This window comes from Arthrobacter sp. H35-D1, from assembly GCF_030063185.1.
GTDB lineage: Bacteria > Actinomycetota > Actinomycetes > Actinomycetales > Micrococcaceae > Specibacter.
In genome coordinates this window covers 127,258-148,029 of the sequence record NZ_JASISP010000004.1, presented here as the reverse complement: position 1 = coordinate 148,029, position 20,772 = coordinate 127,258, and the positions used below count along the sequence as shown (strand labels likewise).

The following is a 20,772-nucleotide window of genomic DNA, read 5'->3' as shown; positions in this document are numbered from 1 at the left end:
ATGTTCCAAGGGTAACCGAACCGTTATCAATAGGTCATTCCCTTTTGACATTTCTCACGTTGGCCTGCTGTGGCTCGCAGCTGCGCCGTAGCTGCGCTGATACTCTCGACTGACTATCGAGAGTTGGAGGCAACGACCGCTGCCGTCCCCTAACCTGAAAGCAAATCCGTGAGTTCTTCACCTGAACCAAGCGCTGCCGGCCATGTCCCCAAAGACCAGCCGGAGTCCCCCGATGCCCCTGCCGACGCGCCCAACCCGCAGATTCGCCAACCCGACGAAACGGGCCTTGGTCAAACGGGCCGTGGTGAAAAGGGAGGGTCGGACTCGACGGAAGCCGTTGCTGCAGCGCCCGTGGCAGCAGCAACGGCTTCAAAGCCAGCCCAGAGCACCCCGCAGGCCAAGGGTTGGCGGGCGTGGGTGCTCATGAAGCTAAGCCAACCGATTCCGGGCGCCCAGCCGCGCGTCCGCTTTGACGTCCCGTTGGAGCCTCCTGCCGGCAGCGGCGAGGCAACAGCGGAGCCGGCTGATCCAGGCTCCGCGTCCTCCAACTTCTTCCGCCACCCCATTTATTTGGGCTTCATGGGCACTGTGGGCGTTGGCATTGCCTTGTTCCTCAGCTACATCCTGGCCAACACGCAGTCGTTGTTGTTGTGGATCGTCACGGCGCTTTTCATTGCACTGGGCTTGGACCCCGTAGTGCGGTGGCTCGAACGTCGCAAGGTCCCCCGCCCGTTGGGGATCATCCTGGTGCTGCTGGCCCTGCTGGGCCTGGTGGCAATCTTCTTCGCCACGCTCATCCCCACCATCGTTGATCAGACCACCCAGTTGGTGACAAACGCCCCCATCTGGATCAAGGACTTCCTTGCTTCTGATTTCTTCAAGCAGCTGGACGGGCAATACCACGTCCTTGACACGATCAACGAGCAGGTCGCCAAGTTCTTCCAGGACGCACAGGCAGTGGGCGGGATCTTTGGCGGTGTGCTGGGCGTGGGATCCACGCTTGCCAACGGGCTCTTTGGCACCTTGATTGTGCTTGTGCTCAGCCTGTACTTCCTGGCAGCCCTGCCAGCCCTGAAAAAGTGGAGCTACCGCCTGGCCCCGCGCTCGCGCCGCGATCGGGTTGAAGACCTCAGCGAGGAAATCACCCGAGGCGTGGGCTACTACGTGATCGGCCAGGTCTGCGTAGCTGTGTTGAACGCCACGTTTGCCTTCATAGTGATGTCGATCCTGGGCGTGCCGTTCAGCCTGCTGCTGACCTTTGTCGTGGCGTTGCTGGCCTTTATCCCGCTGGTGGGCGGCATGATCGCAGCAGTCGTTGTCATCGCCGTCAGTCTGACGGCAGGCTGGCAGACAGCGCTCATCTATGCCATTTGCTACTTTGCGTACCTGCAGTTTGAGGCATACTTCGTCTCCCCGCGCATCATGCAAAAGGCCGTCGCCGTGCCCGGCGCCGTCGCCGTGATTTCAGTGATCGCCGGCGGCACCCTGCTGGGAGTGCTCGGAGCCCTGATCGCCATTCCCACGGCAGCCGCGATCATGCTTTTGGTCAGGGAAGTTTACATAGCCCACCAGGACAAGCACTAACCGGGCAGCTGGACCGGAAGGCTCGCCACCGGTCCACGCCATTCGGCAGGCAGTTCAACGGGAACACCGAGCACGGCGGCGGCAATTTCGTTCAGGGCACGCGCTGCGTACTTCTCCCCCACCCACAGGTGTTTGGCCCCGGCAACGGGGACCAGCCGGGCTTGCGGGATCCTGGCAAAACGCGCTGTCGCGGCTTCGGGCTGCAGATAGTCGTCAAGCTCCGGAACAAGCACTGTCAATGGCTTGCCATAGGCCGCCCAAGCCTCAAGATCGGCATCGCCGGCACGGTGCAGGGGCGGCGAAAGCAGCACGGCACCTTCAATCTCTGCGGCAACAGGAGGCACGGCCCCGTACTTCAAGACCAGCTCCGTGCCGAACGACCACCCCAGCAGCCAACGGTTGGGCAGTCCGCGGTCAACGGCAAATTCCACGGCGGCCTCCACGTCCAGCCGCTCCCCAACTCCTTCTTCGAAGGACCCTTCGCTTGTTCCCCGGGGCGAGACGGTGCCGCGCGTATTAAAGCGCAACACCGCAATGCCGGCGAGGGCAGGCAGTCGGTAGGAGGCTTTTTTGTACACGTGCGAGTCCATGAAGCCGCCGTGCGTGGGCAGCGGGTGGAAAGTGATGAGCGTGGCCCGCACAACCCCATCGGAAGGCATGGCCAGTTCACCCACAAGAGTCAGGCCGTCGGCGGTGCGCAGTTCAACGTTCTCCCGCACTGCGGGCAGGATGGTCGAGGCACGCACGGCAACCGGTGCGCCGTCGTCAACGTAGGCAAGGGAGGAAGGATCAAAAACCATGCCTTCCAGCCTACCGGTGGTTTGCGGCGGCAGTGCCCCTTGCGCCGCAGCCTGTGCGGCTATCTGTAGCGGTAACTGCGTCCCCGCCAGCAATTGCTGTGCCAATGGCGGCGCTCGCGCAGCCCCGCCTCGGCGCCGAACAAGGCATCCTCCTGCCACACCACCAGATGTGCCACCCCGGGCATGACGGGATGGTTGCAGCCTGGGCAGGTATAAGCCTTTTGCGCGTTCCCGGCACTGATGCTCCGGACCGCCCATACGCCGTCGGGCGCCGCTTCGGTGGCAGGCACTCCCAGGCGCGTCCGATTCAAGTCTTCGCCGTCGTCATCGTTCCGCTGCGCGCCCTTGGTCCATTTGGAGCTGCGCGCTGGGGAACCGGGGCTGCGGCGTGGGCGGTTGGATCGGGGCATGCCTTCCATTGTGCCGCACTGTTGCCGGTGCGCCGACGCAACCCCGGCGGCGAACCGCTAGAGTGGACGACGTGCGTTTAGTGATTGCCAAGTGCTCCGTCGACTACGTCGGACGCCTCAAAGCCCATCTTCCCCTCGCCGTACGGCTGCTGCTGGTCAAGTCCGACGGCTCAGTCTTGGTGCACTCCGACGGCGGCTCCTACAAGCCGTTGAACTGGATGAGTCCGCCGGCAACGCTGCGCACGGTGGGCCCCGAGGAATCCGAGCTTGAGGACGGCGTGGTGGAGCAGTGGGTGGTGCAGTCCACCAAGGCCGACGACAAGCTGATCATCAACATTTACGAACTTTTCAGCGATTCCAGCCACGACTTGGGCCTTGACCCGGGCCTTATCAAGGACGGCGTCGAAGCCGACCTGCAGCGGCTGCTGGCAGAGCAGATCGAGCTGTTGGGCACCGGATTTACCTTGATCAGGCGCGAGTATTTCACCGCCATTGGCCCCGTCGATCTCCTGGCCCGTGACGCAGCAGGCGCCACGGTGGCCATTGAACTCAAGCGCCGCGGCGACATTGACGGCGTGGAACAACTCACCCGGTACTTGGAACTGCTCAACCGCGACCCACGGTTGGCCCCCGTGCGAGGCATTTTTGCCGCCCAGCAAATCAAGCCGCAAGCCAAGACGCTTGCCACCGACCGCGGCATTGAGTGCAAAACCCTCGATTACGACGCCATGCGCGGCGTCGATGACAGCGCGTCACGGCTGTTCTAGGCATCCGGGACCGCATCCTGACTAGACTTGTTCCATGACTGATCCAATCCCCGCAACCGTGTCCACCAAGTTCTTGATCCACGGCGCCATTGCCACGGATCGCGGCGTCCTCAACAACGGCCTGCTCGCCATTGAAGACGACAGGATTGTCTATGCGGGCCGTGCCGACCACTTTGACGAACCGGGGTTCGAGCCGGCAGACATGGAAGCTGCCAATATCATCACGCTGCCAGCCGGGCAGCTGATTCTTCCGGGCCTGGTGGACATCCACAACCACGGCGGCAACGGCGGGGATTTCCCCAGCGGCAACGAGGCTTCCGCCCGCACTGCCATCGACTTCCTGCACCGTGCAGGCACCACCACGCTGCTGGCAAGCATGGTGACCGCAGCTCCCGAGGACCTCATCAAGGGCATTGGCGTCTATGCCGGTTTGACGGATGAAGGCCTGGTGGCGGGCATCCACTTGGAGGGCCCCTTCCTCTCGCACGCACGGTGCGGGGCGCAAAACCCTGCCTTCTTGTTGGAGCCGGACCTTGAGCTGATGTCCACGCTCATCGAGGCCGGCCGCGGCACCATCACCACCATGACGTACGCACCTGAACTGCCCGGTGCCGCTGATCTTGTCGACCTGCTCACTGCGCACGGCATCACGCCTTCGGTGGGCCACACCGACTGCGACACAGCCACGGCGGCCGCATCCTTGGCGCAAGCCCGAGAGGGTCTTGATTCGACAGGGTTTGGCGGCACGTCGGGCCGCCCCACCGTCACACACCTCTTCAATGGCATGCCGCCCATGCATCATCGCTCCCCCGGCCCCGTGGCCGCCTGCCTGCGCATCGCCCACACCGGAGACGCCGCCGTCGAGCTGGTGGCAGACAACACCCACCTTGACCCGGAAACCGTCAAAACCGTCTTTGGGCTGGTTGGCGCGGAGAACATTGTTCTTGTCACCGACTCCATGGCGGCTGCGGGCTTGGCGGACGGGCAATACATGCTCGGGCCGTCCCCCGTCACCGTTGCCGACGGCGTTGCCACCCTGGACGCCACCGGCTCAATCGCCGGCGGCACGGCCACCTTGCTTGACGTGCTTCGTCGCACCACGGCCGCAGGCGTCAAGTTCACCGACGCGCTGAAGTCGGCCACCGTGGTCCCCGCATCGGTGCTTGGATTGAACGATGAGGTGGGCTCCCTACGGCGCGGACTGCGCGCCGATTTCCTCATAGTCGACGCCGAACTGGACCTCCAGCGCGTCATGCGAGCCGGAGTGTGGCTGGATTAAGAAACAAAGGCGACTCATTGCTGCCCTTCATTGAACTTGCATGTGAGCCATGTCATGCTGAAGACGGTTCGGTGTAGGGCGTTCGGCCAATGGCTGAACGATACACAGGGCAGTACAGTATGAGCTTTCATCACAAGGAGAAATGTACATGGCACAGGGAACCGTCAAGTGGTTTAACGCCGAAAAGGGCTTCGGCTTCATCACCCCCGACAACGCCGAGGGAGATGTATTCGTCCACTACTCGGAAATCCAAAGCGGCGGATTCAAGACCTTGGATGAAAATGCCCGGGTTGAGTTTGAGATTGGCCAGGGCACCAAGGGCCCCCAGGCTACCGGCGTCATCGCAATCTAGGCGCCCTACCCAGCAAGCAGCAGCTTTGCCAACAGCCCCCGGCGGACTCGTCGGGGGCTGTTGTGCGTCCGGCTCAGCGCCAAGTGCCCACACCGATGTGCGGGCCCGCCTCAAGCCAAGCGGAAAGCCCGGCATAGGCGCCAAACTTCATGGCCAGGAGCACTTCGGTGCCTTCATAGGACAGGATCACTACGACGACGCCGGGAGGGATCCGTGTCAGCTCCGATTCGGTGGGTTCGCGGCGTCCCACCAGCTCAATCTTGCTCCGTTGCATCGTTTTCGTTGGCAACGGGCTTAACGAAAGGAGCCGGACCCATTCAAGGACCGACTCCCGATAACGACAAACCCCCATTGCCCAGCGATTTTCCGCTGTGCAAATGGAGGCGTCCACTGTGCCCAGGGCACGCCGCAACATTATGCGGCGCACCCCGAACAAGCACAGTGCAATAACAACCAGCAGGAATGCTCCAGCCAGTGCGATGAACGGAAGACCCAGATCGTTCATCAAGTGATTTCTAGCGAATCCCAGCGCCAGACGATGCGCCGTCTTTCAACTGCGCATTGTCAGCAACGATCACGACCCGGTTGCTGTCAACCGAGAAGAAGCCACCGTCCACTTCAACAAAGAAGCGGGATCCGTCCGCGGGGGCGATCTCCAGCAAGCCCGGCGCCAAAACCGCGAGCAACGGGGTGTGACCGGGCAAAATGCCGATCTCGCCCTCGCTGGTGAAACCCTTGACAAGGGTCGCTGCACCGGACCAAACAAAGTGGTCCGCCGCTACGATTTCAACTTCGAGGTTAGCCATGCTTAATTCGTCGATTCCTGGATCTTGGCCCACTGGCGCTCAACATCATCCATGCCGCCGATGTTGAAGAACGCCTGCTCGGCAATGTGGTCCACGTCGCCGTCGCAGATGGCGGTGAAGCCTTCGATGGTGTCCGCAATGGAAACCGTCGAGCCGTCGACGCCGGTGAACTGCTTGGCGGTGTAGGTGTTCTGCGACAGGAACTGCTGAATGCGACGGGCGCGTGAAACAACGACCTTGTCCTCTTCAGCGAGTTCGTCGATGCCGAGGATGGCGATGATGTCCTGCAGTTCCTTGTTCTTCTGCAGGATCTGCTTCACGCGCACTGCCGTGTCGTAGTGCGCCTGTCCGACGTACTGCGGGTCAAGGATTCGCGACGTGGACGTCAACGGGTCGATGGCCGGGTACAGTCCACGTGAAGCGATTTCACGGGAAAGTTCCGTGGTCGCATCCAAGTGCGCGAAGGTCGCTGCCGGGGCCGGGTCGGTGTAGTCGTCAGCGGGGACGTAAACGGCCTGCATGGACGTGATCGAGTGGCCCTTGGTCGAGGTGATGCGCTCCTGCAGGAGGCCCATCTCATCGGCCAGGTTGGGCTGGTAACCCACAGCTGAAGGCATGCGCCCCAGCAGCGTGGAAACTTCCGAGCCTGCCTGCGTGAAACGGAAGATGTTGTCGATGAAGAGCAACACGTCCTGGTTCTGCACATCGCGGAAGTACTCCGCCATGGTCAGTGCCGACAGGGCAACACGCAAGCGCGTTCCCGGCGGCTCATCCATCTGGCCGAAGACCAGCGCAGTGTCCTTGAGAACACCCGACTCTTCCATTTCCACCCAAAGGTCGTTGCCTTCGCGGGTACGCTCGCCAACGCCGGCGAACACCGAGGTGCCACCAAAGTTGCGGGCAACACGGGTGATCATTTCCTGGATCAAAACGGTCTTGCCAACACCGGCACCACCGAACAGACCAATCTTTCCACCCTGGATGTAGGGGGTCAGCAAGTCAATGGACTTGATACCGGTCTCAAGCATCTCCGTGGAGCCTTCGAGACTGGCAAAAGCCGGTGGCTTGCGGTGGATGGACCAGCGTTCGGTGTAGTCCAGTTCCGCTTCCGTCACGTCCAGCGGCTGGCCCAAGACGTTGAAGATGTGGCCCTTGACGCCGTCGCCTACCGGCACGGTGATCGGTGAACCCGAGTCCTGCACGGCGGTGCCGCGGACAAGACCGTCGGTCGCCTGCAAGGAGATGGCCCGAACCAGGCCGTCACCTAAGTGCTGGCTGGTTTCAAAGGTGATGGTTTTGCTCACACCGCTGAGAGTAATCTCGGTGGTGAGTGCATTGTAAATGGCGGGAATGCCGTCGGCCGGGAATTCGACGTCGACAACCGGGCCGATAACACGCGCAATGCGGCCTGTGGCACCGGCCTTCGCTGCGGTTCCCTGCTCGTTGAGTTGGGCAGTCATCTCTCTCACTTCACTTGTGTAGATGGCATTGAATAAGTATGAATTGGGCTGCTAAGAGGCGTTGAGCGCGTCAGCGCCGGCAACAATCTCGGAGAGCTCCTGCGTAACTTCAGCCTGCCGGGCGTTGTTACGAAGACGCGTGTACTTCTTGATCAGATCGTTGGCATTGTCGCCTGCGGACTTCATGGCCCGCTGACGTGCCGCGAGTTCGGAAGCAGCAGCCTGCAAAAGTGCTGCGAAGATGCGTGATTCAATGTACCGCGGCAAAAGGGCGTCAAGGACGTCCTCCGGCTTCGGCTCGAATTCGTACAGCGGCAGAAGCTCGGATGAGGATTCAACTTCTTCCTCAACAACTTCCAACGGCAGCAAACGAATTACTGCCGGCTCCTGAACGACCATTGACTTGAACTGGGTGTAGACAACATGGATTTCATCCACGCCGCCCTCGTCAAAGTCGGTGGCAAAGTCGGTCAGCAAAGCCTCGCGCAGTTCACGTGCAGTTTCAAACTCCGGCGCATCGGTTCCACCGGTCCACACCTTCGCGTAATCGCGGCCACGGAACTCGAAATACGCCTGCGCCTTGCGGCCGACCAAATAGGTCGTGACGTCTTTTCCTTCTCCGTGGAGCAATTCGATGAGGTGCTCTGCCTGCTTCAAAACGCTGGCGGAGTAGGAACCGGCAAGACCACGGTCGGAAGTCATCACCAATACTGCAGCCCGGCGGATGCTATCCGGCTCGGTTGTCAGCGGGTGGTCGACCTCGGACTGGGACGCAACGGCAGAAACGGCACGGGTGATCGCATTGGAGTACGGCAACGATGCCGCGACACGCTGGCGTGCCTTTCCAATGCGGGACGTAGCGATCAGTTCCATCGCCTTGAAGATCTTTTGCATCGACGTGGTCGAGGCGATCTTCTGGCGGTAGACCCGGATCTGGGCTCCCATGTTTGTCCTTTCCTTATCCTTGTTCGGGTTGTTGGCCCATCACGGGCCAACAACCCGTCTCAGGGATGGTGTCAGCGTTTCTGCTTGACGATCTTTTCCTGGCCGACGTCTTCTGCGGCAAGCGCATCGAACTCTTCGTGGCCGGCACCGACCAAACGGTCGTCGCCCTCCCCGAAGAAGCCCTTCTTGAAGTCAACGATGTTGGACTTGAGCGCTTCAACTGTCGAGTCTTCGAGCAGGTTGGTTTGCGCCAAGGTGGTCAAAACCGACGTGCGCAAACGCAAGTGCTCGAGGAACTCCGTCTCGAAGCGGCGCACATCTTCAACCGGGACATTGTCCAAGTAGCCGTTGGTGCCCATCCAGATTGAAACAACCTGGTTTTCGACCGGGAACGGAGCGTACTGGCCCTGCTTGAGCAGTTCCATCAAGCGCGCACCACGGGTCAGCTGCTGCTTGGAAGCGGCATCCAAATCGGAGGCGAACATGGCGAATGCCTGCATGTCGCGGTACTGGGCCAGTTCCAGCTTCAAGGTGCCTGAAACCTTCTTCATGGCCTTGACCTGGGCAGCACCACCAACGCGGGACACCGAGACACCCACGTCAACGGCGGGGCGCTGGTTGGCGTTGAACAGGTCCGACTGCAAGAAGATCTGGCCGTCGGTGATCGAGATGACGTTGGTCGGGATGAAGGCCGAGACGTCATTTGCCTTGGTTTCAATGATCGGCAGGCCGGTCATTGAACCTGCTCCGAGTGCGTCGGAGAGCTTCGCACAGCGTTCCAGCAGGCGCGAGTGCAGGTAGAACACGTCGCCAGGGTATGCCTCGCGGCCCGGCGGGCGTCGCAGCAGCAGTGAAACGGCACGGTAGGCCTCAGCCTGCTTGGACAGGTCGTCAAACACGATCAATACATGCTTGCCGGCGTACATCCAGTGCTGGCCAATGGCCGAACCGGTGTAAGGAGCCAAGTACTTGAACCCAGCCGGGTCGGACGCCGGCGAAGCAATGATCGTGGTGTATTCCAAGGCGCCGTTGTCTGCCAGGGTCTGGCGTACGGCTGCAATGGTGGAAGCCTTCTGGCCGATTGCCACGTAAACGCAGCGAACCTGCTTCTTGACGTCGCCCGAAGCCCAGTTGGCCTTCTGGTTGATGATGGCGTCAACGGCCAGTGCCGTCTTGCCCGTCTGGCGGTCACCAATAATCAGCTGGCGCTGACCACGGCCGATCGGGATCATGGCGTCGATGGCCTTCATACCGGTCTGCAGCGGTTCGGTCACCGACTGGCGCTCGGTAACACCCGGTGCCTGAAGTTCCAAGGCACGGCGGCCTTCGGCTTCGATCTCGCCGAGGTCGTCCATCGGCTGACCCAGGGGGTCAACGACGCGGCCTAGGAAGTTGTCGCCCACCGGCACGGAGAGGATCTCCCCGGTACGGTGAACCTGCTGGCCCTCGGCGATCCCGCCGAAGTCGCCTAGGACAACCACACCGATCTCGCGAGTGTCCAGGTTCTGGGCCAGGCCCAGTGTGCCATCTTCGAAACGAAGAAGTTCGTTGGCCATGACGGAGGGAAGACCCTCCACCTTGGCAATGCCGTCACTCGCCGCCGTGACGCGGCCAACCTCGACGCGCTCCGCGTTGCCCGGTTCATAGGACGCTGCGAACTCATTCAAGGCATTGCGGACGTCGTCGGCATTGATGGTCAAGTCGGCCATCTGCAGTCCCTGCTCTCCTAAGTTGTGGCTGCCTCCGCTAAAAATCATGCGTGGCAACCGAAATGTTTGATTCAGTCTGTTGTGGACTGGCTGTCAAGGAAACAAAAGTGTTTCCTACACTGCCAACCGGCGGCGAAGTTCGGACAGCCGGGTGGCTGCGGTTGCGTCTACAACCTCAGCTCCCACAACTACCTTGATTCCGCCAACTAATGTCGGATCAATGGTGACATTGATCTTCAATTCGCGACCATAGAGGTGGTTCAAACCGGCTTGCAGGCGGTTGAGCTGCTCTGCGCTCAGGCCACGAGTGACCTTGACGTAGGCAATCCAACGCTGCTGGCGTTTGGCAACCAATTCCACGAAACGTTGCACCAAGGCCGTGGGTTTGAGCCCGCGGGGGGCGGTTGCGGCCTGGCGGACCAACAGTTCGCCGACTTCGCCGGCTCCGGGAACAACCTTCTGCGCCAAGGCGCCCTTGGCTGCGTCCGTCGCCTGCGCATCGTCGAATGCGCGCTGCAGATCGTGACTGGACCCAACAACCCGGATAAACCCGAAGAGTTCCTCTTCCAGCTTGTCCAGGTTGGCAGAGCCGTCGCCGTGGCCTTCAGCAACTGCGATCGCCGATGTTGCTGCCAAGACTTCCAGTGCATCGCCCAGGTCACGAGCCAAGCTCCATCGTGCGGAAACCAGCTCCAGGAAAATCTCTTGTGCCTGGGCACCGACCTTTCCTGCCAGAAGCTGGTTCGCCAAGGCTGACTTGGACGCACTCTCACGAGTGGGATCGGTCAGGGCGCGGCGCAGGCCGGCGTTGCTGTCCAGAAGCTCCAAGATTTCGAAGAGTTCCCGGGCCAATGCGGTCGTCGCAGTGGCGAGCTTGGGTTCCAGCGACTCCAAAGCCGCTGCCAATGACTTGCTCGATACACCTGCCATTACTTCGTTGCACCCGCGTTCGCCTGGTTTTCCAGATCGGTCAGGAAGCGTTCAACCACACGGTTGGAACGCGCATCGTCGTCGAGGGCTTCGCCGACGATTTTGCCTGCCAGCGATGTGGCCAAAGTGCCAACCTCGTTGCGGAGGGAGTTCACTGCTGCAACGCGCTCGGCTTCGATCTGGACCTGGGCCTGGGCGGTGATGCGAGCAGATTCCTCTGCAGCCTTCGCCTTCAGGTCGGCCAGGATGTTGGCACCTTCGCTTCGGGCGGCCTCGCGGATGCCATTGGCTTCCGTGCGGGCGTCCATCAACTGGGCCTTGTACTGCTCCAAGAGGGCGTTAGCTTCGGCCTGAGCCTCTTCTGCCTTCTCGATCCCACCCTCGATGGCTTCCACGCGATCCGTGTATGACTTTTCGAAGGCCGGGGCGATGAATTTCTTCACCACGATGAGCAGAACAGCGAAAGAAACAGCCGTGACTAGAATTTCCCACCAGTTGGGAATCAGCGGGTTTGCACCCTCACCAGCAGCGAGGATTACTTCTGCGGTAATCATTTCTCACTTTTCCTTAATCTGATATTAGTCCGTGAACATTTCAGCCCCGCAGGGCGGGGCCTGCAAAGTCCTTGGACTAGACGCCAACGACGAAGGCGAAGACCAGGGCCAGGATGGCCAGTGCTTCTGCAAGGGCGAAGCCAAGCAGGGCGATGGGCTGCAGGATGCGCTGAGCTTCCGGCTGACGAGCAACACCGTTGATGTACGCAGCAAAGATCATGCCCACGCCAATTGCCGAGCCGATTGTTGCCAGGCCGTAGCCAATCATATTAAGGGAGCCGTGCATTATTTCGTTCCTTTCAAGATACCGGCGTTGTGCCGGCAGGTTGTGAGGTGCTTCTTTTGTGGAGAAAACTAGGGGTGCTGCAGTGACAAGCTTTAGTGCGCATCCGCTTCCAGGCTGCCCTGGATGTAGATCGCGGTCAGCAGCGTGAACACAAATGCCTGCAGGACCATGATCAACAGTTCCAGTGCGTACATGGCCACGGAACCGGCAATCACTGCAACGCCTGTGGCGTTGAGCAGGATGTTGTCCTGTTCCATGATCAAGTACTGGGCACCGCTGCCCGCCAGGACCACAATCATGTGGCCGGCCAGCATGGTTGCCATCAAACGCAAGGAGTGCGTCAGCGGGCGAACAATGAAGTTGGAAATAATTTCCAAGGGAATCAGCAACGGCAGGATCCAACCGGGAACACCGGTGGGAACAACTGCCAGCTTGAAGTAGCGGATGCCGTGCTTCTGCACGCCAACACCAATCCACGTGAAGTAGATGATGAGGGCAATGGCATAGGCACTGCCCGCATGGGAGAAGGAGGGCAGCTGCAGGAACGGAATAGCACCAAAGATATTGTTCAGCAGCACGAACAGGAACACCGAGAAGAGCAGCGGCACCCACGGGCGGAAATTCTTTTCACCCATGATGTCGCGGCCAACGGTGTTGCGGGCGAAGCTGTAGAAGCCTTCGGCAAAGAACTGGACCCGGCCGGGAACCAGTTTCGGGTGTCGGATAGCAGCCTTGAAGAACCAGACGATCAAAATGACCGACAAGATGATCATGACCATCTGCTTGCCGAACCCAGTGCCGTATTCGGCCATCCAGGGGAAGATGTCCGGGAGGTGGGTGTCACTAATCGTCGGTGGAACGAATCCACCGTCATTCGAGGCCATCGGAAGCGCAAACGCGGTCAACGCGCTGTCCTCTCTGCAGTTTCGGTCATAGGGCAAGTGTGGCGACCCGTCAAAAGATGGTCAGCACCGTAAGAAAGTCTGATGGTGGAGATCACTGTTGCCCCGCATCATCGCGGCGGCTGTGCCGTTGATGGTGCCGGGCCAGGAAATAACCGGAAACCACCCCAACAGGCAGGGAAGCGTACAGAATCCAAGCAGTATGCAACAAATTATCCAGTCCCCACCCTATCAAACCCAAGAGCAGGATTCCGCCAACAATGTAGGTGTAGTCCAGCTTTTCGGCGTTCGCCTTCGGCGGCACCACCACATGGTCGGGTTCATTGGAGTCGGGAAAGCCGTTCGTCATGAAGAGGCATCCTTCGGCTTGACCGCATCACTGGAGTCGGACGAGTCGTCAAACAGCAAAAAACGCTGCCTGCTGAAGATGACCACCTCTGTTGCCTGCCACAAAAGGACACACACCACGGCACCGGCCAGAAACCAGGGTTTGTTGAGCCAGTCGGGTGTTCCCACGGCAAAAAGCACGACGGCAAATCCCACCACCTTGACAAAATACGTCATGAAAAAGATGCTGATGACCGCCCGTGGCATGCGCTTGCTGAAGATATGGCCCACCAGCAAGCTCAGGCCAAAGAAGGCCATAACAAGCAGGGAGCCAAAGACCACGCTAAGCACGCCGTCGGAATCCGTGAAGATCAAGGCCAGCACCACCATGACGACCACGGCAATGCCGTCAACCAAAAGACATCTTTTCAGGATGTTCCAGCTGGGACTCTCCGAGGGACCTGCGGCGACCACGTGGCCGGCCGCAGCACCGTTGCGGGTGCTTTTGTCCTTCATGGGAACTCCGTCATCTTGGGAGGCCGACCCCAGGTGGAGGTCGGAGGGGGTGAACGTCACCAGTGGAAATTCTACATGAGATAGAAGTTCATTTCGACGCGCGGCCCAACACGAGCCCGTCAGCGCGATTGTTCCGGCGAGTTTTCGCCGTGGGCGGCCCCTGCAGCCGTCCGCTTGGCCCGCTTGTGCAGATGGTTTTGAAACAAGGTGGGGGTGCGCAAATAGACCAGCACCACGGCAAAGCCGGCCGCAGTTGCCGCAATTTGGATGACTTCCCCTCCTTGGACTGCAGCGATGCCCAGCAGGCTCACCAGGATGGTCGCCGCACTCACCACTGCCGTGGCCTGCACATGGCTCAAGCCAACAATGGTCAGGCGCTGGTACACATGCTGGCGGTGCGCCGCGTACCAACGCTCGCCGGCCAGCAGCCTGCGCAGGAACGTGACGAACGTGTCCGTCAGATAGATGAGCACAGGCGAGAAAACGTACTCCACGGGCACGCCCGTCAAGAAGGCGCACATGGCCGCAACGGCGATCGAGGCGCCAAGCAAATAGCTGCCCACGTCGCCGAGAAACACGCGATTTCGGCCCAGGTTCCAGGGCAGGAACCCGGCAAAGGCCATCGCAATGGCAATGCCCACATACACCAGCCAAGCATGCCCGCTCACCAACCCGGCATAGGCATAAAAGCCGCCCACCAGCAGGCCGTGCGTGCCTGAAATGCCGTTGATGCCATCCATGAAGTTGGCAACGTTGATGTACGCGGCCACCGCCAGGGCACCGACGGGAATCAGCCACAACTGTTGCTGCCCCGGATCGATGATGGCCACTGCGGCTGTCGCCAGACCGCCGACAAGAAGTTGCGAACCCGCCCGGACCTTCACCGACAGCCCGTGAATGTCCTCAAGCCAGCCAATCGTCGAGGCGGCAAGCACGACGGCGAGAATCACCACGAGCGTCAGGGCCCCGCGCCCCGCCGTTCCCGACTGGGGCAGGAAGATGGCGGCCAGAACGGCAGCAGACAGGGCGGCCGCCGTCGTGATTCCCATGCCCCGGATGGTGGGGACGGAGTGCGAGGACCTGGCGTTGGGGACGTCGAGAACCCCCGCGCGGGCCAGCAACGGGCGCACCACCAACGGCAGCGCCAGGGCCAGGACAAGCGCGATGGCACCTACGGCAAGTTGTGCCCAGAGTTCCATCAGGCACCCGCCGCGATGTCGCCGTCGGACTCGTCAATGGAGGGGGCCTCGGGACCTGATTCGTCCCGGCAGCGTTTCAGCCACAGGTCAAGGTCCAAGTCTGTCGGACTCAGCGGCCGGGCATGCGTGTGTGAAATCTTGGCGTGGCCGTCGGCATCCTGGATTTCGTCTTCACCGGTCAGCTGTTCGTGCAGCTTCTCGGACGGGCGCAGGCCGGTAATTCTAATTTTGATGTCCTTGCCCGACATCGCGATCATGCGCTCGGCCACGTCCATGATGCGCACGGGCTCGCCCATGTCAAGAATCAGCACGTCGCCGCCGTGGCCGATGGCGCCGGCCTGGATGACAAGCTGGCAAGCTTCCGGGATGGTCATGAAAAAGCGCGTCACATCGGGGTGTGTCACCGTGACGGGGCCACCCTTGTTGATCTGGTCGGTGAACAGCGGGAGCATTGAGCCACGGCTGCCAATGACGTTGCCAAAACGGACCGATACATAGCCCTTGCCCGTCTCCCCCGCCATCCAGGACGTCAACTTTTCCGCCGCCCGTTTGGAGTGTCCCAGGGCGGTGGTGGGGCTGGCGGCCTTGTCGGTGGAGACGTTGACAAAAGTCTCCACCTCAACGCTGCGGGCGGCCTGCAGGACGTTCAGGGAGCCAAGGACATTCGTCTTCCAGCCTTCCTGCGGGTACATCTGCAACAGTGGTGCATGTTTGAGGGCGGCGGCGTGGAAGACGACTTCCGGGCGCCGGTCCGAAAAAACTTGGTGTAGGGATTCAGCGTCCCTGATGTCTGCCAGCACGATGTTCGCATCGTCGAGCAGCCCGTGGCCGACGATGGAAAGCTGTGTTTGCTGGAGACCGGATTCGTCGCGGTCGAGCATGATCAGTTCGGACGGCTTGAAACTATTCAGCTGGCGGCACAGTTCGGAGCCGATGGAGCCTCCGGCGCCGGTGACGAGCACCCGCTTGCCGCGCACGTAGCCGGCAATTTGCTCCACCTGGGTTTCCACGGGCGTGCGGCCGATGAGGTCGGCGACGTCGATCTCGCGGAAGTCCGTCAGTCCGCCCGTGTTGTCGCGGTTTGTGTCGGCACTGAGCATTTCCTGCAGCGGGGGCAGCACCAGCACCTTCACGCCCAGGCCCGAGACGCTGTCGGAGATCTCGCGGATCCGCTTGGCGCTGATGTGCGCCATGGCCAGGACCACCACCGTTGACTTGGTGCGCTTGATGATGTCTGCGAGCTCGTCGCCGCCGCCCAAGACCCCCACGGAACTAAGCCGCAGGTGCTTCTTGGTGGAGTCGTCGTCGACCAGGCCCATGGGAACGTAGGGCGACTCGGGGTCCTGCACCATGCGGGTGACCAAGGAATTGCCCAGAAAACCGGCGCCGTAGATCAGCGTTTTTTGGGCTTCTTCGCCGAAAATCGGCTTGCCCTCGACGTAAAGGCGCTTGGCGTACCGCATGGCGGCCATGATCAGTGCAGCAAAGGGAAACGCTATGACCGCGACGGAACGGGCAACGTGGAGCTCATTGATGAATATGGAGAGGAAGATGCTGGTGACCACTCCCACCACCAGCGTGACGGCGATGAGCACGCGTGCTTCGTGGATGCTGCCAAAGGTGTAACGTCCGCGGTACAGGGCCATGTACCAGCCGGCAATGAGCTGCGTGGCGATCGCCACCACCAGCAGCACCGCCAGCCCGGCGAAGTTGATGAGGTGCACGTCAAGCTCGTACCGCAACAGGACGGCCAATGACAGGGCGACCACCCAGGCCAACGAATCGAGCACGGCTTGTGACCAAAGCCACAGCCGAGGTTTTCGGTCACTGTCCCCTGGGGTGACTGCCGGTTTTCCGTCGGGCTCTGTCCTGGTGGTATTCAACGTGATTCGTATTTCCGTATTCTGCCTTGTGATTGCCTGCCAGGGCACTGTTGTCCACGGCACAACAATCCTCCGCGGCGGCTGTACTAAAGTGGGGGCTACACATGAATACTAATCCCTTCATAAGGTTTACCCCCTGTTTAGCCGTGCCGGATGCCGCAACACTGCGGGCAGCACCCGAAAGGACCATCCTTGACCGATACCGTAGCCGTCGCTGCCGTCACCTTTGACAGGCCCGAGGACGTACGCACCTTGTTGGGGGCCCTTTCGCAGCAAACCCACACCCCGCATGCCATCGCCTTGGTGGATTCCGGCCAGGAATCCGTGGCGGCCATTGCTGCGGAGGCGCCCGCCGACGTGAGGTATGTGCGTTCGCTGGCCAACTTGGGCGGCGCCGGCGGCTTCTCGCTGGCCATCCTGAATGCCATCGCCTCGGGCGCCGAATGGGTGTGGATCATGGACGACGACGCCCATCCCGAAGATCCGGCCTGCCTGGCCACGCTGCTGGAGGCCGCCAAGGCCCGCCGGCTCGATGTTGTGGTGCCGTTGATTGTGGCTCCCGGCTCCCCCGAAAAGCTGTCTTTCCCTTTCCGCATCGACGGCCACCTGACCCATGAGCGCAGCGTGGTGGAACCACTGGGCTTCATCGAGAACGTGGGCCAGTTCTTCAACGGTGCACTGATTCGCAGCGACGTCTTCTTCAAGGTGGGCCTGCCCGATCTTCGCCTGTTCATCCGCGGGGACGAAACCGACTTCATGTTGCGCCTGCGCGAGGCCAAAGTGCAGTTTGGCACGGTGACATCCGTGGCGCTGACCCATCCGGTCGGCTGGGGCGAGGTCAAGGAGGTGCTGGGCGACCGCCTTCACGTGCTGGTTCCCGAGACACCCTTCAAGCGGTTCTACTACTACCGCAACCGCGGCTACCTCACCCGCAAGCACCGCCGCGTGCGCTCCTTGGTGGCGGACGCCGTCGGCTATCCCCTGTTCTTCCTGAAAAAGGGCGACGTCAAGGGCCTGCTGAAGTGGGCCGGGACGTATGGGGCGGGCCTGCGCGGAGCGAAGTTCGGCCCCATGAAGGACCAGAAGTTTTGAGCCTGCAACGGCGCGGGCGGTTCTTCATCGTCATCACCACCTTCAACCGGGCCAACTATCTGGCAGGGCTCATGGATTCCGTCGCGGCGCTGGATCCTGCCCCCGACGGCGTCATTGTGGTCAACAACGCCAGCACCGACTCGACGGCGTCCGTGATTGGCCGTGCACGGGAGCAGCTGGCTGCCCTGCCGCTCCCCATTCCCGTCGTTGAGCACCAGCTGGAGCGGAATTCCGGCGGCGCGGGCGGCTTTTCGGCCGGTGTTGAACGTGCCCTGGCCGAGGGCGCCCAGTGGATGTGGCTCATGGACGACGACGTCACCTGCGTTCCCGGGGCGATCGGCGCCTTCGGTCCGTGGATGGACAAGTACGATGTGCTGGTGGGCCGGCGGTACGACGCGGCCGGCGAGCCTTTTTTCTGGCAACACACCTTCAACACCTTCCTCGGCATTCCCCTGCCTGTGCGGGGCGACGTTTTTGCCCGATCCAATGAATTCACCACGAATGTGGGCTGTTTTGAGGGCATCCTCTTGCACGAGGATGCCGTCCGCGCGGCGGGACTGCCGGACCCGCGCTTCTTCCTGAACTGGGACGACACCACTTACGGCTGGTTGATGTCGCTGCAGCGTCCCGTGCGCTACGTGAACGAGTTTGTGTTGCACAAGGCACGTGCCCAGCGCAGCGTGGACTTGGGCATTCGGCACCTGAATGATTCATCCGATCTCAGCCGCTACTACGTCATGCGCAACCGCGGCCTTCTTGCGCACTACCTGCGCATCCACGGCCACTTCAACGCCTTCGGGTTTGGCCTGGGGACTGCACTGACTGCGGCGAAGGAGCTCGTGCGGCTGGTCGTCGTGGAAAAGACTTTGCGTGGCACAGGCCGGCTCCTCCACGGCTGGCGCGAATCCCGCCGCATCATGGCGGCCAACGACTTTGAGCCCATGCCCGCGATTGTTCGCGGGCATGGGCGGGCAGGGAACAGCTGATGGCAACTGACGCACAGGCAACGCCGGGAAATGACCGGCAGGGGCCGCAGACATGGCTTGTGCTGGGCGCCACCGGGTTTGTGGGCAGTGCACTGGTGGCCGAGCTTCTCGCCCGGGGCACTCGGGTGACCACCCTGGCGGCGCCCCGGCTGCGCAGCGATGCCTCGACGGCAACCGAGCTGCTCACCGAAGCCCGGGGGAAATCACAAGCGGAAGATTTCACAACCCTCGTGCAAGCATTTACGGGGGTCGATGTTGTGGTCAACGCAGCAGGGCTCGCCACGCCCGGGGGCGGGGAATCGGCTGAATTGACCGGCGCCAACGCCCTGCTGCCGGCCGTGGTGGCCTTGGCCGCCCACGCCGCGGGAGTCCGACGCATGGTGCATCTGAGCAGCGCGTCTGTTCAGGGAAATCGTAGGGTCATCGACGAAAGCAGCGACCGTTCGCCGTTTTCTGCGTATTCACGTGCAAAAGCCTTGGGCGAGGAAGTCCTTGAACAGTTGGCTGCCGACGCCCAGTGGACGGCGCCTGCCTCTTCGGCCTTGGTGACGGTCCGGGCCACTTCGGTGCAGGGACCCAGCCGGCCCACCACCGTCTCCCTCGTCAAGGTTGCCAGTTCTCCGCTGGCCTCGGTGGCTTCACCGGGAACCGCTCCCACACCGGTGAGTTCCATTCATGGCCTGGCCTGGTTTGTGGCAGAGGCCGGGCAGCATGCCGCGGATGTGCCTGCACTCGTGCTGCAGCCGTGGGAGGGCCTCTCCGTCACCGAGGTGCTGGCTGCCGCAGGCGGACGCACACCGATCAAACTTCCCGCGTGGTTGTGCCGGGCCGTCTTGAACGTCGGATACCTGTTGTCGCGGCTGTTGGGAGAACGGCTGCACGGACCCATCCGGAGGGTTGAGCTGATGTGGTTTGGCCAGGCCCAAACCCCGGGATGGGCCGAGTCCGCAGGCGTGCTGCCCGCCGCCGCCGTAAGCGCCCTCCTCGAGCAAGCCCGCAGCGGCAGCTAACCGCCCTGTCCCCCGTTGCTCCCCCTCCACTGGCCCGGCTCCATTTGCTCCGGCTCCACAGTGTCTCCGCGATCCGTTTACTCGGCAGAGTCGTGCTTGACCAAGTCCACGGCAGGCTCGGCTTTGGCCAGGTCAATGGCCAGCTCTTCATCGACCGGATCAGCGGTGGCCTGGACCTTCGTCAGGTCAACGGCAGGTTCTTCCTTGGCCAGGCTGGGCGGGGACCACATTTCAGGCTCCACATCCGCACCCAGTGCGCTGGGGACAACGCGCTGAATCTCCGCCAGCGAGATGGCGCCCTCACGCACCACGCGCAGGCGTAATCCCGTGGCATCAACAATGGTGGACGGCTCCGGCTCCGTCCCCTCCAAGGGGCGGAATCCGCCCTCAAGGTAAACTTCCACGGATTCAGCCAACTGCTCGCGAGCCGCGGAAGCTGTTTGCGCTGCCGGCTGCCCGGTGCGGTTGGCGCTGGAAACAGCCAGTGGACCTGTCAGCGTGAGCAGGTCAAGGGCAAGCTGATCGTCGGGAACACGCAGCCCCACCGTCCCTTGCGTCTCGCCCAGGTCCCAGGTCAGCGACGGCTGTGAGTGGAAAATCAGGGTCAGGGGCCCTGGCCAGTACTTTTCCGCAAGCTTGCGTGCGTCGTCGGAGATGTCCGTTGCCAACCCCTCCATGGTGCCGATCCGCGGGATCAGCACCGGTGGCGGCATGTTCCGGCCACGGCCCTTGGCTGCCAACAAGGTGGCAACGGCCCGGGGTGAAAACGCATCGGCGGCGATACCGTAGACGGTGTCTGTAGGCATGACGATGAGTTGCTTTGCGTCAATGGCCTTCTTCGCCTCGGCCAAACCCTCGACACGCTGGGTTTCATTTGTGCAGTTATAAGAAGAGGTGCTCACAAGTTCATTCTTTCATCACGGCGCCCATGGAATCGAACGCGATTGGCCGGCCCTGAAATATCGACCGTGAAAC

The 20,772-nt window shown here is 61.6% G+C and carries 23 protein-coding genes; 7 read left to right on the top strand and 16 right to left on the bottom strand.

The annotated features are described in order from the left end of the window. Positions 1–168 precede the first annotated feature (168 nt). Positions 169–1,584: an AI-2E family transporter gene (locus tag QMG25_RS07465; RefSeq protein ID WP_502866365.1), complete on the top strand. Its 1,416-nt coding sequence runs from the start codon at positions 169–171 to the stop codon at positions 1,582–1,584. Here the strand turns inward: QMG25_RS07465 and QMG25_RS07460 are convergent. Both QMG25_RS07460 and QMG25_RS07455 read right to left on the bottom strand, forming a co-directional pair. Further along, a complete protein-coding gene (locus QMG25_RS07460; RefSeq protein ID WP_283458823.1) occupies positions 1,581–2,384 on the bottom strand; it encodes an alpha/beta hydrolase in 804 nt (267 codons plus the stop codon). The two genes, QMG25_RS07465 and QMG25_RS07460, sit on opposite strands and share 4 nt — an antisense overlap. A 59-nt stretch (positions 2,385–2,443) precedes the next feature. Then, positions 2,444–2,794, bottom strand: a complete 351-nt coding sequence (locus QMG25_RS07455) for an Rv1322 family protein (RefSeq protein WP_283458821.1) — start codon at positions 2,792–2,794, stop codon at positions 2,444–2,446. Positions 2,795–2,865: 71 nt separating this feature from the next. Here QMG25_RS07455 and nucS point away from each other — a divergent pair, with 71 nt between their 5' ends. The 3 genes from nucS (at position 2,866) to QMG25_RS07440 (ending at position 5,192) form a co-directional block, all read left to right on the top strand. Then, positions 2,866–3,561 (top strand): endonuclease NucS, encoded by a 696-nt coding sequence (nucS, locus tag QMG25_RS07450; RefSeq protein WP_283458819.1) that lies wholly within the window; start codon positions 2,866–2,868, stop codon positions 3,559–3,561. A 34-nt stretch (positions 3,562–3,595) separates the two neighbouring features. After that, complete coding sequence (locus tag QMG25_RS07445) at positions 3,596–4,840, top strand: N-acetylglucosamine-6-phosphate deacetylase (protein ID WP_283458817.1); 1,245 nt, start codon at positions 3,596–3,598, stop codon at positions 4,838–4,840. Between the two features lie 148 nt (positions 4,841–4,988). Then, positions 4,989–5,192 (top strand): cold-shock protein, encoded by a 204-nt coding sequence (locus tag QMG25_RS07440; RefSeq protein ID WP_283458814.1) that lies wholly within the window; start codon positions 4,989–4,991, stop codon positions 5,190–5,192. A 73-nt stretch (positions 5,193–5,265) separates the two neighbouring features. Here the strand turns inward: QMG25_RS07440 and QMG25_RS07435 are convergent, their stop codons facing one another. From QMG25_RS07435 to QMG25_RS07375, 13 genes are all read right to left on the bottom strand, one after another. Next, positions 5,266–5,697 (bottom strand): DUF2550 domain-containing protein, encoded by a 432-nt coding sequence (locus tag QMG25_RS07435; RefSeq protein ID WP_283458812.1) that lies wholly within the window; start codon positions 5,695–5,697, stop codon positions 5,266–5,268. 10 nt (positions 5,698–5,707) lie between these two features. Next, positions 5,708–5,998 (bottom strand): F0F1 ATP synthase subunit epsilon, encoded by a 291-nt coding sequence (locus QMG25_RS07430; RefSeq protein WP_283458810.1) that lies wholly within the window; start codon positions 5,996–5,998, stop codon positions 5,708–5,710. Between the two features lie 2 nt (positions 5,999–6,000). Next, on the bottom strand, positions 6,001–7,458 hold the full coding sequence (gene atpD, locus QMG25_RS07425; protein ID WP_283458992.1) for a F0F1 ATP synthase subunit beta: 1,458 nt from the start codon (positions 7,456–7,458) through the stop codon (positions 6,001–6,003). A 51-nt stretch (positions 7,459–7,509) separates the two neighbouring features. Further along, on the bottom strand, positions 7,510–8,403 hold the full coding sequence (locus QMG25_RS07420; protein WP_283458808.1) for a F0F1 ATP synthase subunit gamma: 894 nt from the start codon (positions 8,401–8,403) through the stop codon (positions 7,510–7,512). Between the two features lie 71 nt (positions 8,404–8,474). Further along, entirely contained in the window at positions 8,475–10,112 is a 1,638-nt protein-coding gene (gene atpA / locus QMG25_RS07415) for a F0F1 ATP synthase subunit alpha (RefSeq protein WP_283458990.1), read from the bottom strand. Between the two features lie 114 nt (positions 10,113–10,226). After that, on the bottom strand, positions 10,227–11,042 hold the full coding sequence (locus QMG25_RS07410; protein ID WP_283458806.1) for a F0F1 ATP synthase subunit delta: 816 nt from the start codon (positions 11,040–11,042) through the stop codon (positions 10,227–10,229). After that, positions 11,042–11,596, bottom strand: coding sequence for a F0F1 ATP synthase subunit B (locus tag QMG25_RS07405; RefSeq protein WP_283458803.1), 555 nt, complete (start codon positions 11,594–11,596; stop codon positions 11,042–11,044). The genes QMG25_RS07410 and QMG25_RS07405 overlap by 1 nt, the downstream gene beginning before the upstream one ends. A gap of 76 nt (positions 11,597–11,672) precedes the next feature. Continuing rightward, positions 11,673–11,882, bottom strand: coding sequence for an ATP synthase subunit C-like protein (locus QMG25_RS07400; protein WP_207344108.1), 210 nt, complete (start codon positions 11,880–11,882; stop codon positions 11,673–11,675). A gap of 92 nt (positions 11,883–11,974) precedes the next feature. After that, on the bottom strand, positions 11,975–12,787 hold the full coding sequence (gene atpB, locus QMG25_RS07395; protein WP_283458798.1) for a F0F1 ATP synthase subunit A: 813 nt from the start codon (positions 12,785–12,787) through the stop codon (positions 11,975–11,977). A gap of 91 nt (positions 12,788–12,878) precedes the next feature. Continuing rightward, positions 12,879–13,133 carry a hypothetical protein gene (locus tag QMG25_RS07390; protein WP_283458795.1) on the bottom strand — a complete coding sequence of 85 codons (255 nt, stop codon included), beginning with the start codon at positions 13,131–13,133 and terminating at the stop codon, positions 12,879–12,881. Then, complete coding sequence (locus QMG25_RS07385) at positions 13,130–13,687, bottom strand: Cg1360 family ATP-synthase-associated protein (protein ID WP_283458793.1); 558 nt, start codon at positions 13,685–13,687, stop codon at positions 13,130–13,132. The genes QMG25_RS07390 and QMG25_RS07385 overlap by 4 nt, the downstream gene beginning before the upstream one ends. A gap of 59 nt (positions 13,688–13,746) precedes the next feature. After that, positions 13,747–14,826 (bottom strand): MraY family glycosyltransferase, encoded by a 1,080-nt coding sequence (locus QMG25_RS07380; protein WP_283458791.1) that lies wholly within the window; start codon positions 14,824–14,826, stop codon positions 13,747–13,749. Further along, positions 14,826–16,616, bottom strand: a complete 1,791-nt coding sequence (locus QMG25_RS07375) for a nucleoside-diphosphate sugar epimerase/dehydratase (protein ID WP_283458789.1) — start codon at positions 16,614–16,616, stop codon at positions 14,826–14,828. Before QMG25_RS07375 ends, QMG25_RS07380 begins: the two co-directional genes overlap by 1 nt. Positions 16,617–16,901: 285 nt before the next feature. On the opposite strand from QMG25_RS07375, the gene QMG25_RS07370 reads away from it, so the two are divergent. Genes QMG25_RS07370 through QMG25_RS07360 form a run of 3 tightly spaced genes read left to right on the top strand, consistent with a single transcriptional unit; the run spans position 16,902 to position 19,797 of the window. Then, the gene (locus QMG25_RS07370) at positions 16,902–17,801 is read left to right on the top strand and encodes a glycosyltransferase (protein WP_283458787.1); all 900 of its coding nucleotides are present in this window, start codon (positions 16,902–16,904) and stop codon (positions 17,799–17,801) included. Beyond that, positions 17,798–18,787: a glycosyltransferase gene (locus QMG25_RS07365; RefSeq protein WP_283458784.1), complete on the top strand. Its 990-nt coding sequence runs from the start codon at positions 17,798–17,800 to the stop codon at positions 18,785–18,787. The genes QMG25_RS07370 and QMG25_RS07365 overlap by 4 nt, the downstream gene beginning before the upstream one ends. Continuing rightward, positions 18,787–19,797: an NAD-dependent epimerase/dehydratase family protein gene (locus QMG25_RS07360; protein ID WP_283458781.1), complete on the top strand. Its 1,011-nt coding sequence runs from the start codon at positions 18,787–18,789 to the stop codon at positions 19,795–19,797. The genes QMG25_RS07365 and QMG25_RS07360 overlap by 1 nt, the downstream gene beginning before the upstream one ends. A 77-nt stretch (positions 19,798–19,874) precedes the next feature. Here QMG25_RS07360 and QMG25_RS07355 read toward each other — a convergent pair whose 3' ends face one another. Next, complete coding sequence (locus tag QMG25_RS07355; RefSeq protein WP_283458779.1) at positions 19,875–20,699, bottom strand: L-threonylcarbamoyladenylate synthase; 825 nt, start codon at positions 20,697–20,699, stop codon at positions 19,875–19,877. Between the last annotated feature and the right edge of the window lie 73 nt (positions 20,700–20,772).

Coding starts and splice junctions, on each gene's coding strand:
- QMG25_RS07435 (WP_283458812.1), bottom strand. CDS start 5,697: ATGAACGATCTGGGTCTTCCGTTCATCGCACTGGCTGGAGCATTCCTG.
- QMG25_RS07405 (WP_283458803.1), bottom strand. CDS start 11,596: ATGATTACCGCAGAAGTAATCCTCGCTGCTGGTGAGGGTGCAAACCCG.
- QMG25_RS07455 (WP_283458821.1), bottom strand. CDS start 2,794: ATGCCCCGATCCAACCGCCCACGCCGCAGCCCCGGTTCCCCAGCGCGC.
- atpD (WP_283458992.1), bottom strand. CDS start 7,458: ATGACTGCCCAACTCAACGAGCAGGGAACCGCAGCGAAGGCCGGTGCC.
- QMG25_RS07460 (WP_283458823.1), bottom strand. CDS start 2,384: ATGGTTTTTGATCCTTCCTCCCTTGCCTACGTTGACGACGGCGCACCG.
- QMG25_RS07440 (WP_283458814.1), top strand. CDS start 4,989: ATGGCACAGGGAACCGTCAAGTGGTTTAACGCCGAAAAGGGCTTCGGC.
- QMG25_RS07445 (WP_283458817.1), top strand. CDS start 3,596: ATGACTGATCCAATCCCCGCAACCGTGTCCACCAAGTTCTTGATCCAC.
- QMG25_RS07430 (WP_283458810.1), bottom strand. CDS start 5,998: ATGGCTAACCTCGAAGTTGAAATCGTAGCGGCGGACCACTTTGTTTGG.
- atpA (WP_283458990.1), bottom strand. CDS start 10,112: ATGGCCGACTTGACCATCAATGCCGACGACGTCCGCAATGCCTTGAAT.
- QMG25_RS07390 (WP_283458795.1), bottom strand. CDS start 13,133: ATGACGAACGGCTTTCCCGACTCCAATGAACCCGACCATGTGGTGGTG.
- QMG25_RS07360 (WP_283458781.1), top strand. CDS start 18,787: ATGGCAACTGACGCACAGGCAACGCCGGGAAATGACCGGCAGGGGCCG.
- QMG25_RS07410 (WP_283458806.1), bottom strand. CDS start 11,042: ATGGCAGGTGTATCGAGCAAGTCATTGGCAGCGGCTTTGGAGTCGCTG.
- QMG25_RS07400 (WP_207344108.1), bottom strand. CDS start 11,882: ATGCACGGCTCCCTTAATATGATTGGCTACGGCCTGGCAACAATCGGC.
- QMG25_RS07380 (WP_283458791.1), bottom strand. CDS start 14,826: ATGGAACTCTGGGCACAACTTGCCGTAGGTGCCATCGCGCTTGTCCTG.
- QMG25_RS07420 (WP_283458808.1), bottom strand. CDS start 8,403: ATGGGAGCCCAGATCCGGGTCTACCGCCAGAAGATCGCCTCGACCACG.